The 14,026-nt window shown below is 63.2% G+C and carries 16 protein-coding genes; 6 read left to right on the forward strand and 10 right to left on the reverse strand.

Annotation, left to right across the window (positions count from 1 at the left end; genetic code table 11):
• Nucleotide 1: 1 nt before the first annotated feature.
• The 4 genes from LB526_RS07025 to LB526_RS07040 form a co-directional block, all read right to left on the reverse strand.
• Complete coding sequence (locus tag LB526_RS07025; RefSeq protein ID WP_224627014.1) at nucleotides 2-1,255, reverse strand: murein L,D-transpeptidase; 1,254 nt, start codon at nucleotides 1,253-1,255, stop codon at nucleotides 2-4.
• Nucleotides 1,256-1,728: 473 nt separating this feature from the next.
• Nucleotides 1,729-2,244: a transcriptional regulator LdtR gene (gene ldtR / locus LB526_RS07030; protein ID WP_040983294.1), complete on the reverse strand. Its 516-nt coding sequence runs from the start codon at nucleotides 2,242-2,244 to the stop codon at nucleotides 1,729-1,731.
• Nucleotides 2,245-2,545: 301 nt separating this feature from the next.
• Nucleotides 2,546-2,968 carry a DUF6163 family protein gene (locus LB526_RS07035; protein WP_095767691.1) on the reverse strand — a complete coding sequence of 141 codons (423 nt, stop codon included), beginning with the start codon at nucleotides 2,966-2,968 and terminating at the stop codon, nucleotides 2,546-2,548.
• On the reverse strand, nucleotides 2,965-4,008 hold the full coding sequence (locus LB526_RS07040) for an enoyl-CoA hydratase/isomerase family protein (protein ID WP_224548368.1): 1,044 nt from the start codon (nucleotides 4,006-4,008) through the stop codon (nucleotides 2,965-2,967). Before LB526_RS07040 ends, LB526_RS07035 begins: the two co-directional genes overlap by 4 nt.
• Nucleotides 4,009-4,185: 177 nt before the next feature.
• On the opposite strand from LB526_RS07040, the gene LB526_RS07045 reads away from it, so the two are divergent.
• Both LB526_RS07045 and hemB read left to right on the forward strand, forming a co-directional pair.
• Nucleotides 4,186-4,998, forward strand: a complete 813-nt coding sequence (locus LB526_RS07045) for a DUF2066 domain-containing protein (RefSeq protein ID WP_224548370.1) — start codon at nucleotides 4,186-4,188, stop codon at nucleotides 4,996-4,998.
• A gap of 218 nt (nucleotides 4,999-5,216) precedes the next feature.
• Nucleotides 5,217-6,248: a porphobilinogen synthase gene (hemB, locus tag LB526_RS07050; RefSeq protein ID WP_140842672.1), complete on the forward strand. Its 1,032-nt coding sequence runs from the start codon at nucleotides 5,217-5,219 to the stop codon at nucleotides 6,246-6,248.
• Here the strand turns inward: hemB and LB526_RS07055 are convergent.
• Nucleotides 6,205-6,840 (reverse strand): GNAT family N-acetyltransferase, encoded by a 636-nt coding sequence (locus LB526_RS07055; RefSeq protein ID WP_224627017.1) that lies wholly within the window; start codon nucleotides 6,838-6,840, stop codon nucleotides 6,205-6,207. The genes hemB and LB526_RS07055 overlap by 44 nt on opposite strands.
• A gap of 184 nt (nucleotides 6,841-7,024) precedes the next feature.
• On the opposite strand from LB526_RS07055, the gene LB526_RS07060 reads away from it, so the two are divergent.
• Complete coding sequence (locus LB526_RS07060; protein ID WP_224546780.1) at nucleotides 7,025-7,669, forward strand: dihydrofolate reductase family protein; 645 nt, start codon at nucleotides 7,025-7,027, stop codon at nucleotides 7,667-7,669.
• Nucleotides 7,670-7,851: 182 nt separating this feature from the next.
• Here LB526_RS07060 and ppk2 read toward each other — a convergent pair whose 3' ends face one another.
• Nucleotides 7,852-8,772, reverse strand: a complete 921-nt coding sequence (gene ppk2, locus LB526_RS07065; RefSeq protein WP_095767696.1) for a polyphosphate kinase 2 — start codon at nucleotides 8,770-8,772, stop codon at nucleotides 7,852-7,854.
• 251 nt (nucleotides 8,773-9,023) lie between these two features.
• On the opposite strand from ppk2, the gene LB526_RS07070 reads away from it, so the two are divergent.
• Nucleotides 9,024-10,067 (forward strand): aldo/keto reductase, encoded by a 1,044-nt coding sequence (locus LB526_RS07070; RefSeq protein ID WP_224530732.1) that lies wholly within the window; start codon nucleotides 9,024-9,026, stop codon nucleotides 10,065-10,067.
• A 5-nt stretch (nucleotides 10,068-10,072) separates the two neighbouring features.
• Here the strand turns inward: LB526_RS07070 and LB526_RS07075 are convergent, their stop codons facing one another.
• A complete protein-coding gene (locus LB526_RS07075) occupies nucleotides 10,073-11,044 on the reverse strand; it encodes a glycosyl transferase family 90 (protein ID WP_224627019.1) in 972 nt (323 codons plus the stop codon).
• Nucleotides 11,045-11,143: 99 nt separating this feature from the next.
• Nucleotides 11,144-11,809, reverse strand: coding sequence for a GntR family transcriptional regulator (locus tag LB526_RS07080; RefSeq protein ID WP_140842662.1), 666 nt, complete (start codon nucleotides 11,807-11,809; stop codon nucleotides 11,144-11,146).
• 108 nt (nucleotides 11,810-11,917) lie between these two features.
• Here LB526_RS07080 and LB526_RS07085 point away from each other — a divergent pair, with 108 nt between their 5' ends.
• A complete protein-coding gene (locus LB526_RS07085) occupies nucleotides 11,918-13,165 on the forward strand; it encodes an MFS transporter (protein ID WP_224530798.1) in 1,248 nt (415 codons plus the stop codon).
• A 39-nt stretch (nucleotides 13,166-13,204) separates the two neighbouring features.
• The gene (locus LB526_RS07090; RefSeq protein ID WP_224530734.1) at nucleotides 13,205-13,579 is read left to right on the forward strand and encodes a DUF423 domain-containing protein; all 375 of its coding nucleotides are present in this window, start codon (nucleotides 13,205-13,207) and stop codon (nucleotides 13,577-13,579) included.
• A gap of 19 nt (nucleotides 13,580-13,598) precedes the next feature.
• On the opposite strand, the gene LB526_RS29550 is transcribed toward LB526_RS07090, so the two are convergent.
• Both LB526_RS29550 and LB526_RS07095 read right to left on the reverse strand, forming a co-directional pair.
• Nucleotides 13,599-13,730 carry a hypothetical protein gene (locus LB526_RS29550; RefSeq protein ID WP_263483149.1) on the reverse strand — a complete coding sequence of 44 codons (132 nt, stop codon included), beginning with the start codon at nucleotides 13,728-13,730 and terminating at the stop codon, nucleotides 13,599-13,601.
• A gap of 58 nt (nucleotides 13,731-13,788) precedes the next feature.
• Nucleotides 13,789-13,932: a hypothetical protein gene (locus LB526_RS07095; protein ID WP_224546778.1), complete on the reverse strand. Its 144-nt coding sequence runs from the start codon at nucleotides 13,930-13,932 to the stop codon at nucleotides 13,789-13,791.
• Between the last annotated feature and the right edge of the window lie 94 nt (nucleotides 13,933-14,026).

Here is a 14,026-nt window from a genome sequence, read left to right on the forward strand (position 1 = left end):
CTTAAAGCGCGGAGCTGATCTGCAGCTCGCTGGCGCCGTCGAGGCCGTAGATGTCGTCGCGGAATTGCACGACGCCCGGGGCCGTCGACCACGCCGACAGATAGAGGAAGTGAACCGGAACCGGGTTGACGACCTGGATCGGCGTGTTCTCGCCGGTCTTGATCGCTGCCTCGAAATGCTGACGGTCCCAGCCGGGCGTGTCGCGCAGGATCCAGGTGACGAGGTCGCGCACGTTCTGGACGCGCACGCAGCCGGAGGAATCGAAGCGCATCAGCTTGCCGAACAGGCTCTGCTGCGGCGTGTCGTGCATGTAGACGCCGTCCGGGCTCGGGAAGTTGATCTTGACCGAGGCCATCGCGTTGTTGTTGCCCGGGTCCTGGCGGAAACGGTATTTCGCGGCGTCGTCCGTCGACCAGTCGATGGTCATCGGATCGACCTCGCTGCCGTCCGGCGCGAACAGGCGGATGTGGCTGTCCTTGAGGTAGTTCGGGTCCTTCCGCATCAGCGGAATGATGTCCTTGCGCACGATCGAGACCGGCGCGTTCCAGTATGGATTGACGATGATCTCGTTGATCTTCGAGTTCACGATCGGCGTCTGGCGGTCGATCTTGCCGACGATCGCGGTATGGCGAAGCACGACGCGGTCGTTCTCGACGGCTTCGATCTGGGCGCCCGGAATGTCGACCAGCACGTAGCGGTCGCCCAGCGTGCCGGCCTTTTCCTTCAGGCGCTGCAGGTTGGTCTGCAACTGGCCGAGCCGGATCTGCGCCGAGACGTTCATTGCCGTATAAGTGTATTTGCCCATGGCGCCGTCAGCCGGCAGGCCGTGACGGAGCTGGAAGCGCTTTACCGCCGAGTCGACGTAGGAATCAAAGGCCGTCGAAATGCCGGCGCTCTGCGGCAGGTCGCCCGAGACCATCAGGCGCTTGCGCAACGGCACGACATCCGGATCGTCGTCGCCAAGCTGCAATTTCTTGGTCGCCGGAACCTGCTCCCAGCCGCCCTGGGAGACGATGTTCTGGTACTGCGCCACCGCCTGCTCGGTGAAGGCCACCGTCTGCAGGCTGAAGATCGGCAGCGTCGAAGCGACCTTGTTGGTGTCGGTGCCGCGGGCGTCGAACTGGTCGTCCCAGTTGCCGCGGGTCGAGGATTTCAGGATGTCCCCGATCACGTCCTGGGCGCTCGCCTGGCCGGCGACCACTGCGGCGGCGAGCGCGGAGGCTCCGGTAAGGAAGAAACGGCGGCTGGTTCTCATGGCAGACATTCTTTGCTTAATCGCTCTCGCTCAATCGCTTGCCGGGCGGCTTGTCCGCACTCTAGGGGTGGCAAACTTAACAATTCGCCAACCATGACCCGCATCGGTCGGCCGCCAGAAACGCGCTGCCGCAACGCAGGTTCCAAGGAGCGCAAGGCACAGGCCCGCAGCGTCACTCTCAAACCGCATTGACCGCGATTATGGCGGCAACGTGGCCTTGGCCCGCGATTTGCATGCGGCGGCAAGGTGAAAGGAAGGGCGGCGATGCTTTTTTGCATCGCGCGATGCTGGCGCGTCCTTGCGAAGTAAGCACCCTGCCCTTCAGGCGCGGAGCTTCAATGCGCGGAGCGACGGTCCCGCAGATGCCCGCCTTCGCAAAAAGAATAGGACCGGTGCGCTTCAAGCACCGATCCCGTACTCTTCTCCCGGTCGCGCTTCTTCGGCGCGGCTTTCCCGCCCCAATTCCGAAGCGCTCACATCCGGTAAGCGATCGTATCGTTCCAGAAGCGGTCTAGCCGCTGGAGCGCGCGGTTCATCTGCTTGAACTCGTCGGTGTTGATGCCGCCGACCGCCTCGATCGAGCCGACATGGCGCTCATAGAGGCCGGCGACGACGTCTGCCACCTCGTTGCCTTTCGGCGTCAGCGAGACGCGGACCGAACGGCGGTCGATGCGCGAGCGCTGGTGGTTGATGAAGCCGAGGTCGACCAGCTTCTTCAGATTGTAGGAGACGTTGGAGCCGAGATAATATCCACGCGAGCGCAGCTCGCCGGCGGTCAGCTCCGAATTGCCGATGTTGAAGAGCAGCAGCGCCTGGATGGCGTTGATGTCGGAGCGGCCGTTGCGGTCGAACTCGTCCTTGATCACGTCAAGCAGGCGGCGGTGCAGACGCTCCACCAGCTGCAGCGATTCCATGTAAAGCGAGCGGATAGCCTCGCGGCGATCGTCGGATACGTTTGCGGTCTTCGCCGCCGGACGCGAATTGATCATTGTCTTTGCCTCTCGTTTGTCGCCTTGGTGATTTTTTGTTTTTCACCTTGATCGCGACACTATCGAATACTCATAAAATTCGACTTAAACGCCAGGGCTAACAAGAGCTTACCGGTAAGAGGTTTCGGAAGACGCTTAACGATCGGTCACCCGAGCAAGAACAATTAACCTAAAGATTTAGCCAATTGATTTTCCAGTGAAACGGGGCCGCGAAATCGGCCCCGAAGGCCGGCCCTCGGCCGGCTTTATGGGTGGAGCATGATGTCGTCCGAAAACCGCTTCACACTTTTCGGCATCATGCTCATTGGCGGAGCCGGCGCTTCTGCAGCCAGATGGTGACGCGAAAGACGATGTAGAGCAAGGCCACGCAGGCGTGCGATACGACGATCAGTAGCCGGTGGCCGAAGAGATCGGGGAAACCGGCATACATCACCGTCTCGGTCGCGGCGCAGATGAACCAGATCACCGGCCCCCACGATGCCAGCATCCAGAGGCCGGCGGCGGCGAAGGGAAAGAACACCGCGAGCATGGCCGCCGCCACCTGCCAATGCACCGGCATCAGGTCGAAGCGCCACATCTCGCCCGGATAAATGCCGATGAGGCGGATCCAATAGAGGATGCCGAACAACAGGCAGTAGCCGGCGATGACGCGCTGGAACCAGGCGAAGATGACCTCGGTGGTCGAGGGCTGCAGCACCACGCGCCTGGAGGTGACCTCGCTCACAGGACAAGCTCCTTGTCCCCGAGCGGCGCGAAATAGGCGTCGATGTCGGCCGTCCGGACCTCATCCAGGCGTGCGGGCCGCCACTCGGGCTTCGAGCCTTTTTCGATGATGGCGGCGCGGATGCCTTCGTAGAAATCATGGCCGGCAAGCATGCGGTTGAGGATGCGGAACTCCATCTTCATGCATTCGTCCATCGACAGTGTCGAGCCGGCGCTGATCTCGCGCCAGGCGACGTTTAGGCTGGTCGGCGAACGGGTCTTGATCGTGGCAAGCGTCCTGGCGGCGAAAGCATCGCCGGCGGCGGCCTCCTCGAGGCTGGCGATGATATCGGCAAGCGAGCTTTGCGAAAAATGGCGTGCGATCGAATCCAGGTCCTGCTGCTCCGTCTCGCGTTTTGCCGGGACGGAGAAATTGCGCAGCTCGGCATCCGGATCGTTGCTGGTCGCCAGCTCGTCGAGCAAGCCCACCTGGTCCTGCGCCTTGATGGTGTGTGTGGCCAACCCCGACCACAGCGCATCGCCGTGGCGGATGCGATTTCCCGTCAATCCGAGATACATGCCGAAGGAGCCGCCGAGATCCGGCAGCAAATGGCTGGCGCCGACATCGGGGAAAAAGCCGATGCCGACCTCCGGCATGGCGAACTGCGCGTTCTCGGTCAGCACCCGATGCGAGCCATGGAAGGAAATGCCGACGCCGCCGCCCATGACGATGCCGTCGATCAAAGCGATATAAGGTTTCTTGAAGCGGGCGATGCGGGCGTTTAGCCGGTACTCGTCGGCGAAGAAATCGACCGGCGGTTCGCCGGCGCGGCCGGCCTCGTAGATGTGCAGGATATCGCCGCCGGCGGAAAATGCCCTGCCCTCGGCCTTGACGACGACGACACCGACGCCCGTGTCCTGCTCCCAGGCGTCGAGCGCCCTGCCGAGCGCCTTGACCATGTTGTGCGTGACGGCGTTGAGCGCCTTGGGTCGGGTCAAAGTGACCACACCCGCTCTGCCCAGCCGCTCGAAGCGGATCTCGTCGCCTCCGCCAAAATCCATCACCAGAGAATCCCTCTCTCCGCCCGCCGGGGGAGAGAAGTGCTAAAGGCGGCATGGAGACGCGTCAATGGCGGCGGTTACTGGGGAGCGCTCCTTGCGCTGGCGGGCGGCAGCGCCAGATGTTAGGTAACCGGCAAAGCACTGTGCCCGCGCCCGACAGGTTTCGAGCAGATCGACATGCCTGGAATTTCCCGCTTCGCGGTTGGATTGGTCGGTCTCCTATGTCTGGGACTGCCGGTCCGCGCCGCGACAATCGCCGAGCTCTACCAGGCGCAGGCGATCGTCACCGGCACCAGCGAGGCAAATCGCGAGATCGGCTTCAAGGATTGCCTCGACAAGGTGCTGGTCAAGGTTTCGGGCGACCAGCGCCTCACGCAGAAGACGGAGATGCTGGCTCTGCGCGACAAGGCGGCCGACTTTGTGCAGTCCTTCCGCTATCACGACCGCCTCGAAGGCATCCCGATCCATGACGAGCAAGGCACGCATGACAGGCCGCATGATCTCACCTGCCTCTACAAGCCAGCTGTCATCGACAAGCTGCTGGCGCAACTCGGCAGCAGGCCCTGGCTCGGCGAGCGGCCGCCTGTCGCCGTCTTCATGACCGCCGAGCAGGGCTCGCGGCATTTCGTGCTGACGGCGGATGAGGACCTGGGCAAGACCATGAGGGAATCCTTCGCCAACGCCACAAGTCCACTGCTGATGCGCATTGTCTTTCCAAAGGCCAGCCAGCTCGGCGGCCTTGACGAAAAGGCGTTCGCGGCCGCCGATATGGCAAAGCTCGACAAGCTCGCGAAGAAAGCGGGAGCGGCCCGGGCGCTCGCCGGCAGCATCGTGTGGAGCGACAAGGAGCTTGGCTGGATCGCCGACTGGCGGCTGGACGATCGCGGCAGGACCTACCGCTGGCAGGCGCGCGGCGTCAGCTTCGACGAGGCGTTCCGTGTGGCGATCAGGGGCGCGGCGCAGATCCTGTCGGGGCACGGGCAGCCGTGAGGGTTCCTCGCCCCACGCAGTGGGGAGAGGTGGCTCGGCGAAGCCGAGACGGAGAGGGGAGCGCCCTACGAAGGCCCCCTCTCCGTCCGCTTCGCGGCCACCTCTCCCCCGCCTTTGGCAGGGGCGAGGAACTCGCGCTTCGACGCTGGCACAATCGTGTCGCATTGGTCAGCAGCGGAGACGCGTGGTAAAAGCCGGCGCAAAAGAGAGTTTCGGCGATGAACAAATTCACTCCCGCAAAGCCCGCCGGCGCGCGCAGCGTCGATGAGATCACCGGCAGCCGGCGGCTGCGGCGCATGCGCAAGGCCGACTGGTCGCGACGGCTGGTACAGGAGAACCAGCTTTCGGTGAACGACCTGATCTGGCCGATCTTCGTCATCGACGGCAAGAACACGCGCGAGCCGATCGCCGCGATGCCGGACGTCTATCGCCTGTCCATCGACCTCGCGGTGAAGGAAGCCGAGCGCGCGGCCAAGCTGGGCATCCCGGCCATCGCCACCTTCCCCAATGTCGAGCTTGCGCTGCGCGATCAGACCGGATCGCACATCCTCGACCCCGACAATGTCATCAACCGCGCCACGCGCGCCATCAAGGACGCGGTGCCGGAGATCGGCATCATCACCGATGCCGCGCTCGACCCGTTCACCAGCCACGGCCATGACGGCATCCTGCGCGACGGCATCATCGTCAATGACGAGACGGTGGAGCAGGTCGCCGCGGCTGCCGTCATTCAGGCCGCCTCGGGCGCCGACATCATCGCTCCGTCCGACATGATGGACGGCCGCATCGGCGCCATCCGCGACGCGCTCGACGCCAACGGTTTCCAGGACGTGGCGATCATGTCCTACGCGACGAAGTTCGCCTCGGCCTTCTACGGGCCCTATCGCGAGGCGGTCGGCACCGCCGGCCTGCTCAAGGGCGACAAGAAGACCTACTATATCGACCATGCCAATTCCGACGAGGCCGTGCGCGAGGCCGAGCAGGACCTCGCCGAGGGCGCCGACATGCTGATGGTCAAGCCCGGCCTGCCCTATCTCGACATCATCCGCCGGCTGAAGGACGAGCTGCGGATGCCGACCTTCGCCTATCAGGTGTCGGGCGAATATTCGATGATCAAGGCAGCGGCCGCCAATGGCTGGATCGACGGCGAAAAGGCGATGCTGGAATCGCTGCTTGCGCTGAAGCGGGCGGGCTGTGACGGCGTGCTCACCTATTTCGCGCCGGTGGTGGCGGAGATGCTGAGGGGCTAGCCTCGAACGCCCGCTCCGTTTTCGTGCGGGTAAGCCGCATGATTGGCCGTTCCCTCGTTGGAGACGGCACGCGGACGAAACCCACGCGCTCGAAGGTCGAGACATAGCCGGTGCTTGACGCACTGGGCGACAGCTCCGCGTCTATCGGATAGGCCTCCACGGCTGGCGCGCCGCTCTTGAAGGCAAGCGCCACCGCACCCTCGATCAATGCGGTGGCGATCCCCCGCCTGCGATAGCCGATGCGAATATAGAGACAAGACAGCGACCATACCGGCACATCGTCGCCAGCCCTCAGCCGCCAGACCCTGCCCAGATGCGGCAAGGCACTGCGCGGCGTTATCTGACACCAGCCGACGGCCTTTTCCCTTTCGAACGCAAGCAAACCTGGCGGCGGTCCTCTTTGCACCACCGTCTTGAACGCCGACCGGTTGCGATCAGCCGGTTGCTTGCGGTAGCCGGCGCCGATGCGCCAGTACATGCACCAGCATCCCGCCGTCGCGCCCTTTTCGCCGAACAGGTCCTCGAGCGCGGGCCACAACTGCGGTGTGAGCACCCGTATGGCAAGCTTCTGATCCTGGGGTCGAGCGGTCATCGCGCAGGCATAACGTTACCCTGACCGGAGAAACGCTGTCACAGATCGCCTCGAGGAACAACCGGGCCGGTAGGATGGCCGATCTGAAAGTCGTCAGCCCGCTGGAATAAACTGCTTGCAATACGCAATCAGTTAAGCTATCCCAAAGACTGATTTCGAATTACAACTGGTTTAGGAGGCAGCCATGTCCAAGTTGCGTGTCAACGCTTTCACCTTGTCGCTCGACGGTTACGGCGCCGGTCCCGACCAAAGCCTCGACACGCCGCTGGGCGTCGGTGGCGAAAATCTGCACAAATGGATGATCAAGACCCGCTCTTTCCACCAGATGATCGGCAAAGATAGCGGGACCACGGATACCGACAACGATTTTGCGGTCCGCAGCTTCGAGAATATCGGCGCGTGGATCCTCGGCCGCAACATGTTCGCGCCGAGCCGCGGCGAATGGCCGGACGACAAATGGAAAGGCTGGTGGGGCGACAACCCGCCCTATCATGTACCGACTTTCGTGCTGACGCACTACAAACGCGCACCGATCGAGATGGAAGGCGGCACGACCTTTTACTTCGTTACTGACGGCATTCATTCGGCGCTCGAACAGGCGAAGGCAGCGGCCGGCGGCAAGGATGTGCGGGTCGGCGGCGGCGTCTCGACCGTTCGGCAGTATCTGCAGGAGAGCTTGATCGACGAGATGCATCTGGCCATCTCGCCTGTCCTGCTCGGCTCAGGGGAGCATCTGTTCGCCGGGCTCGACATGCTGAAGCTGGGGTATCAGTGCACGGAACAGGTTGCCACGGCGGATGCCACGCATGTGATGATCGGGCGGGCGTAGGCCAGGCTTCTCCTTCTCCCCTTGTGGGAGAAGGTGGCCTCGCGAAGCGAGGTCGGATGAGGGGTGCTCCAGCTTGGCGACGAGCTGGAAATCGTCACCGCCTCATTTCTTCCAACACCCCTCATCCGTCTCGGCGCTGCGCGCCGATCCACCTTCTCCCACAAGGGGAGAAGGAGGGCGCCTCAATACTTCTCCGGCACGTAGAGTTCGCGCGGCAGGACCTGGCGCTCATATTCTGGATTGAAGACGCGCTCCGGCAGCGTGATTTCCTCGTGTGGAACCTCCTCATAGGGCATCTGCTGCAACAGATGGTCGATGCAGTTCAGCCGTGCCCGCTTCTTGTCGTTGCCCTCGACGATGAACCAGGGCGCTTCCGGAATGTTGGTGCGGGCGAAGGTCTCTTCCTTGGCCTTGGTGTATTGCTCCCAGCGCACACGCGACTGCAGGTCCATGGGCGAGAGCTTCCACTGCTTCATCGGATCGTGGATGCGCATCAGGAAGCGCATCTGCTGCTCCTCGTCGGTGATCGAGAACCAGTATTTCACCAGGGTGATTCCGGAACGGACCAGCATGCGCTCGAATTCGGGCACGTCGCGGAAGAACTCCTCGACTTGGTCCCCATTGGCAAAGCCCATCACCCGCTCGACGCCGGAGCGGTTGTACCAGGAGCGGTCGAACAGCACGATCTCGCCGCCCGCGGGCAGATGCGGCACGTAGCGCTGGAAATACCATTGCGACTTCTCGCGCTCGGTCGGCGCCGGCAATGCCACGACACGGGCGATGCGCGGATTGAGCCGCTGCGTGATGCGCTTGATGACGCCACCCTTGCCGGCGGAATCGCGGCCTTCGAAGACCACCACCAGCTTCTTCTTGTGGTAGGCGACCCAGGACTGCAGCTTGATCAGCTCCGACTGCAGCCTGAGCAGCTCGCGAAAATAGGTCATGCGCTCGATGGAGGGCGGATGCGACTTCTTGTAGATCTTGGCGATCTCGAGCGAGAGCGCCGGCTCGGACAGCTCCAGCTCATAGTCCTCGTCGAGCGTATCCTCGAGCTCGGCCTCCAGCCAGTCCTTGGCTCCGGAATTCGGTTTCAGTTCATTCATCGCGCTGCTCCGTCTGCCTGTCAGCCATCACCGCTTCGGAAGCCCCGGCCGGACACTCCGTAAGCCGACTGAGATACAGAGGCGCAATGACGGTTTTATTGCAATCGCCCGGCAGCTGCATCGACATGGAAGATATGTGATCGACCCCGTATCGATAGCGGGGCGACAAGCGGCGGGAATTGTCCTACAAATCCCTCGCTCTTTCCGGCGCTCGCCACGGCGCTTCTTCAAAACAAATTGCGAGGACCGACATGGAATACCGCACGCTCGGCCGATCCGGCTTGAAAGTCTCGACATTGACGCTTGGCACCATGACCTTCGGCGGCACCGGTCCGTTCGCCGCCGTCGGCAATTCGGATCTTTCGGAAGCCCAACGCATCATCGACACCTGCATCGATGCCGGCATCAACCTCATCGACACCGCAAACGTCTATTCCAATGGGCTGTCGGAAGAGATCATCGGCGAGGCGCTTGGCGGCAAGCGCAAGAACGATGTGCTGATCGCCTCGAAGGCGCGCATGCGTATCGGCACCGGCCCCAATGACGAAGGCCTGTCGCGCCATCACCTGATCCGCGAGTGCGAAAAGAGCCTGAAGCGGCTCAGGACCGACGTCATCGACGTCTATTTCGTCCACCAATGGGATGGGCTCACCCCGGTCGAGGAAACGATCGCGGCGCTCGACACCTTGGTCAATCAGGGCAAGATCCGCTATATCGGCTGCTCCAACTGGTCGGGCTGGCAGGTAATGAAGGCTCTTGCCGTCAGCGACAGCCGCCATCAGGCCCGTTTCATCACTCAGCAGATCCACTACACGCTGGAAGCGCGGGAGGCCGAATACGAATTGCTGCCGATCTCGGTCGACCAGGGCCTCGGCGTGCTCGTCTGGAGCCCGCTGGCCGGCGGACTGCTCTCCGGCAAATACCATCGCGACAGCCCGACCGCGCGCCAGATCGGCGGCTGGACGGAACCGCCGATCCGCGATGAGGATCGCCTGTGGCGCATTGTCGACGTGCTCAACTTCATCGGCAAGGCACGCGGCGTTTCGGGCGCGCAGGTGGCGCTTGCCTGGCTGCTCGGCCGACCGGCCGTAAGCTCGCTGGTGATCGGCGCGCGCAACGAGGCGCAGCTCAAGGACAACCTCGCCGCGGCAAGCCTGTCGCTCACCGAGGACGAACGGCAGCGTCTCGACATCGTCAGCCGGCCGCCGGTGCTTTATCCCTATTGGCACCAGCAGTTCACGGCCAGGGATCGTTTCGGGCCGGCCGACGAGGTGCTCGACCGCTCTCACGCTTAAAACGCTCAGCCGGCGATAAAGCGCGAGACTTCCGCGTCGGGCTTAATCTGCCCGCTCAGCACGAAATATTTGTAGAGGACGAGCAGCGAGATCGCCTGCTCGTCCTGCTCATTGCCGAATCTGCGGCAATAGGCATTGGCGGCGGCGGTTATCCGTCCCGCCTCGTCGGGATGTTTTTCGAAATAGGCCACCTTGTCGAGCAGGTCGGAGAAATCCGGCTGCAGGGGCACATAGTGGACGTTGGGCTCGACCTGGGCTTCGGCGAACCAGGTTTCGTAGGTCGGTTCCGGCATGAGGCAGAGTGAATTGGAGCTCATGATCCATTTCAGGTTCGTCGCGACATCATTGCCTTCGAGCGAGACGATGTAGCGATACTGTCGCTGCTGCTCGATGTTCAGGAACGGCTTGCGGTATCCGTCCGGCGCATCGGCCCTGTGGGAACCCGCATCGCAAATCGGCAGGTCGGCGGCTTTTTCGACGAAGCGGGTGCGAATCGGATTGTTGAGATGACCGCGCCAGACCACCATCGGACGCTTGGCGGCGAAAGACAGGTTGTCGGGCGGCATGTAGAAGTGACGGAACTTGTTCAGCTTCATCAGCACGCCGTTCGCATTGTCGTCGCCGATGGGCCGGTCCTTGACGATCCTCGGGAACTCCGGAACCCCGACAACGTCGCCGAATTCGAAATCGATCAGCAGGCCGGGATCGAAATAGCGCGCGAATTCCTTGAGGTCGTAATAATACATGCTGGAAGAGGACGGCAGCTTGCCGACGGCTACGGCGTCCGGACTGGGCACGAACGGGTGTTCCAGCTTGTTGTAGTAGTTCAGCCGCTCGCGAACCGTCTTGCCCGAAAGCATGGCCTGTTCAAGCCGGCTGGCGAGGCGGTCGCGAAACAGGGACTGCGGTGCGCGGTCGCGCGCGAAATTGCGCGCGTAATAGAACAGCTTTGCGGCGGTTCGAGAGAGTGTGGCCATACGTCCGCGAGTTCAGCAAGTTCCCCTCGTCTCCTACAGCATTCTCCCGGCCATGTTGCAAGCCCGCTAATGCAACCGGCGTTGTGTCGACGCTTTCCCTCAAGCCGCGACCACGGCAAACCCGCGTGCGCGCAAACCGCGCCGGTCGTCATGCAATGAGGTGACCAGCCGATCTCGGCTGCCGGCGATGTGAGCGGAAAGCAGTCGCGCCGCTTCATCGGCATCGGCGCTCCTGACGGCGGCGAGGATGGCATGATGTTCGGCCCAGGCACGGCCGAGCGCCTTCTCATCGCGCACCTCCAGCCAGCGCGCACGCGACAGCCTGGTCATCGCGTCGCGCACCGCCCTGAGCAGAAACTCGTTGCCGGAAAGCCTTGCCAGTTCGATGTGGAAATCCAGGCCGACGCGATGCCACTCCTCGCGCGGCGTCTCAGCATCGCAGGAATCGAGCATCGCCGCGATCACGTCGATGCCGCCACGGTCTTCGAGCGCCGCCGTGAGGCGAACCGCCGCGACTTCGACCGCCTCGCGGTAGACGGCGATCTGCCCGAGTTCGGCAAGGTTGATTGGCGCCACCGTCCAGCCGCGGCCGTCGCGGCCGATCAGCCCTTCCGTCTCCAGGCGCAGCAATGCGGCCCGCACCGGCGTGCGCGACGCGCCGAAGCGGCTCTCGATCCAGCGCTCGGTCAGCCGCTCGCCCGGGCCGATCTCCAAACCGAGGATCATCTCGCGAAGCTGTCTTTCGACATTTTGCATCTGCGACATTTGTCGTCCCGTTTTCCAAGCCGCGTTGACGGCGCTCGCATTTTGACGGATACCAGCTTGGTATCCCAAATTGGTATCCGCAACAACCCCAGCATTGGCACGCATGACATGACGCCCAAGGAACCCGAACAGAGCGGCTTCAACATCCATTGGCGACGCAATCTCGCCGTCTGCTTCGCCGGCTCGTTCAGCACGCTTGTCGCCATGACGCTGCTTCTTCCGTTCCTGCCGCTGTACGTCGAGCAGCTCGGCGCCGAGGGCCACGCGGCGATCGTGCAGTGGTCGGGCATCGCCTATGGCGCGACCTTCTTCGCGGCCGCGCTGGTCGCGCCTTTGTGGGGACGGCTGGGCGACCGCTACGGCCGCAAGCTGATGCTGGTACGCGCTTCGTTCGGCATGGCGATCTGCATGTCGTTGACCGGCATGGTTGAGAGCGTCTGGCAGCTGGTGCTGCTTCGATTGCTGATCGGTTTTGCCGGCGGTTATTCATCGGGTTCAACGATCCTGGTGGCGATGCAGACGCCCAAGGAGCGCTCCGGCTGGGCGCTGGGCGTGCTGGCGGCGGGCATCACGGCGGGCTCGCTGGTCGGACCGCTGCTGGGCGGCCTGCTGCCGCCGCTGATCGGCATCCGCGCGACCTTCCTGCTGTCCGGCGCCGTCATTTTCCTGGCCTTCCTGGCGACGACTTTCCTGATCAAGGAGAACCCGCCGGCGCCCAAGCCCGCCTCGACGACGAAGCCGAAAAGCGGCTGGTCGCAGATCCCCGACAAGCGGCCGATCGTCGCCATGCTGGCCACCGGCATGCTGCTCGCCTTCGCCACCATGTCGATCGAGCCGATCATCACCGTCTATGTGCAGCAGCTCGTCGAGGACCAGAGCAAGGTGACCATGGTCGCAGGCGTCGTCATGTCCGCGGCGGCGCTGGGTACCATCCTGTCCTCGTCCTGGTTGGGAAAACTCGCCGACCGCGTCGGCCACTGGAACGTCGTGGTCGGTGCGCTGGCGGTCTCGGCATTGCTGCTCATTCCGCAAGCCTACGTCACCAATGGCTGGCAATTGATCGGCCTGCGCTTCCTGATGGGCCTGGCGCTGGGCGGACTGTTGCCCTGCATCACCAGCGTCATCCGCCACAATATCCCTGATGGGGTCGGCGGCAATGTGCTTGGCCTGGCGATCTCGGCGCAATATGTCGGCCAGGTCGCGGGACCGCTGTCCGGCGGCTTCGTCGGCGGGCATTTCGGTATGCGCTCGGTGTTTCTGGGCACAGCGGTGCTGATGGCGCTCGGTGCTGCCTATAACTGGATTGTCCAGTCGCGCCGGGCGCGGCATATGCTGCTCGAAGCTGGCGAATCCTAAACCGGCGCCTCCACCTCAACCGCAGCATGGAGATCCAGGATGAGCATTGCCGGGCAGGCATCAGATGGCGGGAGCCGCATCCTCGTGCTGGCAGCCGGCCTCGTCGGCGCGGCCGGCGTAGTGCTGTCGGCGACGGCGGCGCATCGCGGTGGCGCCTTCACCGGCACGGCGGCCAATTTCCTGCTGATGCATGCGTCGGCATTCCTTGCCATCGGCCTTGCCGGCGGCAATCGCTGCCTCAGAATCGCCAGCCTCGTCCTGCTCGCGGGCCTGCTTCTGTTCTGCGGCGATCTGCTCGCCCGCGACTTTCTCGGCTCGCGGCTGTTCCCGATGTCGGCGCCGATCGGCGGTACACTTTTGATCGCCGGCTGGGTAGCGATCGCCGTCTCGGCGCTGTGGCGTCCTCGGCCGTAGGTATTTCCGGCGAGCGTTTTTAATCGGCGCGCCGCTTGTGCTTGCGCGCAGGCAGGTCGTTGGCGCGGCGCCGCTCGGGCTGCTCGGTTCCGCGCGTGATGCCCCAATAGTTGCGGTAGATGTCCTGAAAAAGATGACCAATCGGATGCATGACTGCTTCTCCTCAAGTTGAATCGATCCAATGCGTGGACACGAAAAATGGCCACGGTTCAGCCGCGCTTGCGCTCCACGAGGAAGCGCAGTTCGCGGCGCCAGGGACCCACTCTGCCGCGCCGCTTCTGGCTAATGGCCGCCGAGGCGATGCCCCAGTCGTTGCCGTAGATGTCCTCGAACAAGTAACTCACCGGATGCATGGCACCCTCCTGTTGAAACCGCTCCGTCAAAAAGCGAGCGGACTTGGATCGATTCAAATCATAGGCATCAATCACGCGAAGTCAAGCAGGATTT

Origin of the sequence: Mesorhizobium sp. CA6, assembly GCF_020165035.1 — a bacterium.
GTDB lineage: Bacteria > Pseudomonadota > Alphaproteobacteria > Rhizobiales > Rhizobiaceae > Mesorhizobium.

What these genes read in the sequence shown, in the direction of transcription:
- LB526_RS07070 (WP_224530732.1), top strand. Translation starts at nt 9,024, where the DNA reads ATGGAATACCGCACGCTCGGCCGATCCGGCTTGAAAGTCTCGACATTG.
- ppk2 (WP_095767696.1), bottom strand. Translation starts at nt 8,772, where the DNA reads ATGAATGAACTGAAACCGAATTCCGGAGCCAAGGACTGGCTGGAGGCC.
- ldtR (WP_040983294.1), bottom strand. Translation starts at nt 2,244, where the DNA reads ATGATCAATTCGCGTCCGGCGGCGAAGACCGCAAACGTATCCGACGAT.
- LB526_RS07040 (WP_224548368.1), bottom strand. Translation starts at nt 4,008, where the DNA reads ATGGATTTTGGCGGAGGCGACGAGATCCGCTTCGAGCGGCTGGGCAGA.
- LB526_RS07090 (WP_224530734.1), top strand. Translation starts at nt 13,205, where the DNA reads ATGAGCATTGCCGGGCAGGCATCAGATGGCGGGAGCCGCATCCTCGTG.
- hemB (WP_140842672.1), top strand. Translation starts at nt 5,217, where the DNA reads ATGAACAAATTCACTCCCGCAAAGCCCGCCGGCGCGCGCAGCGTCGAT.
- LB526_RS07080 (WP_140842662.1), bottom strand. Translation starts at nt 11,809, where the DNA reads ATGTCGCAGATGCAAAATGTCGAAAGACAGCTTCGCGAGATGATCCTC.
- LB526_RS07075 (WP_224627019.1), bottom strand. Translation starts at nt 11,044, where the DNA reads ATGGCCACACTCTCTCGAACCGCCGCAAAGCTGTTCTATTACGCGCGC.
- LB526_RS07025 (WP_224627014.1), bottom strand. Translation starts at nt 1,255, where the DNA reads ATGAGAACCAGCCGCCGTTTCTTCCTTACCGGAGCCTCCGCGCTCGCC.
- LB526_RS07085 (WP_224530798.1), top strand. Translation starts at nt 11,918, where the DNA reads ATGACGCCCAAGGAACCCGAACAGAGCGGCTTCAACATCCATTGGCGA.
- LB526_RS07045 (WP_224548370.1), top strand. Translation starts at nt 4,186, where the DNA reads ATGCCTGGAATTTCCCGCTTCGCGGTTGGATTGGTCGGTCTCCTATGT.
- LB526_RS29550 (WP_263483149.1), bottom strand. Translation starts at nt 13,730, where the DNA reads ATGCATCCGATTGGTCATCTTTTTCAGGACATCTACCGCAACTATTGG.
- LB526_RS07095 (WP_224546778.1), bottom strand. Translation starts at nt 13,932, where the DNA reads ATGCATCCGGTGAGTTACTTGTTCGAGGACATCTACGGCAACGACTGG.
- LB526_RS07060 (WP_224546780.1), top strand. Translation starts at nt 7,025, where the DNA reads ATGTCCAAGTTGCGTGTCAACGCTTTCACCTTGTCGCTCGACGGTTAC.
- LB526_RS07055 (WP_224627017.1), bottom strand. Translation starts at nt 6,840, where the DNA reads ATGACCGCTCGACCCCAGGATCAGAAGCTTGCCATACGGGTGCTCACA.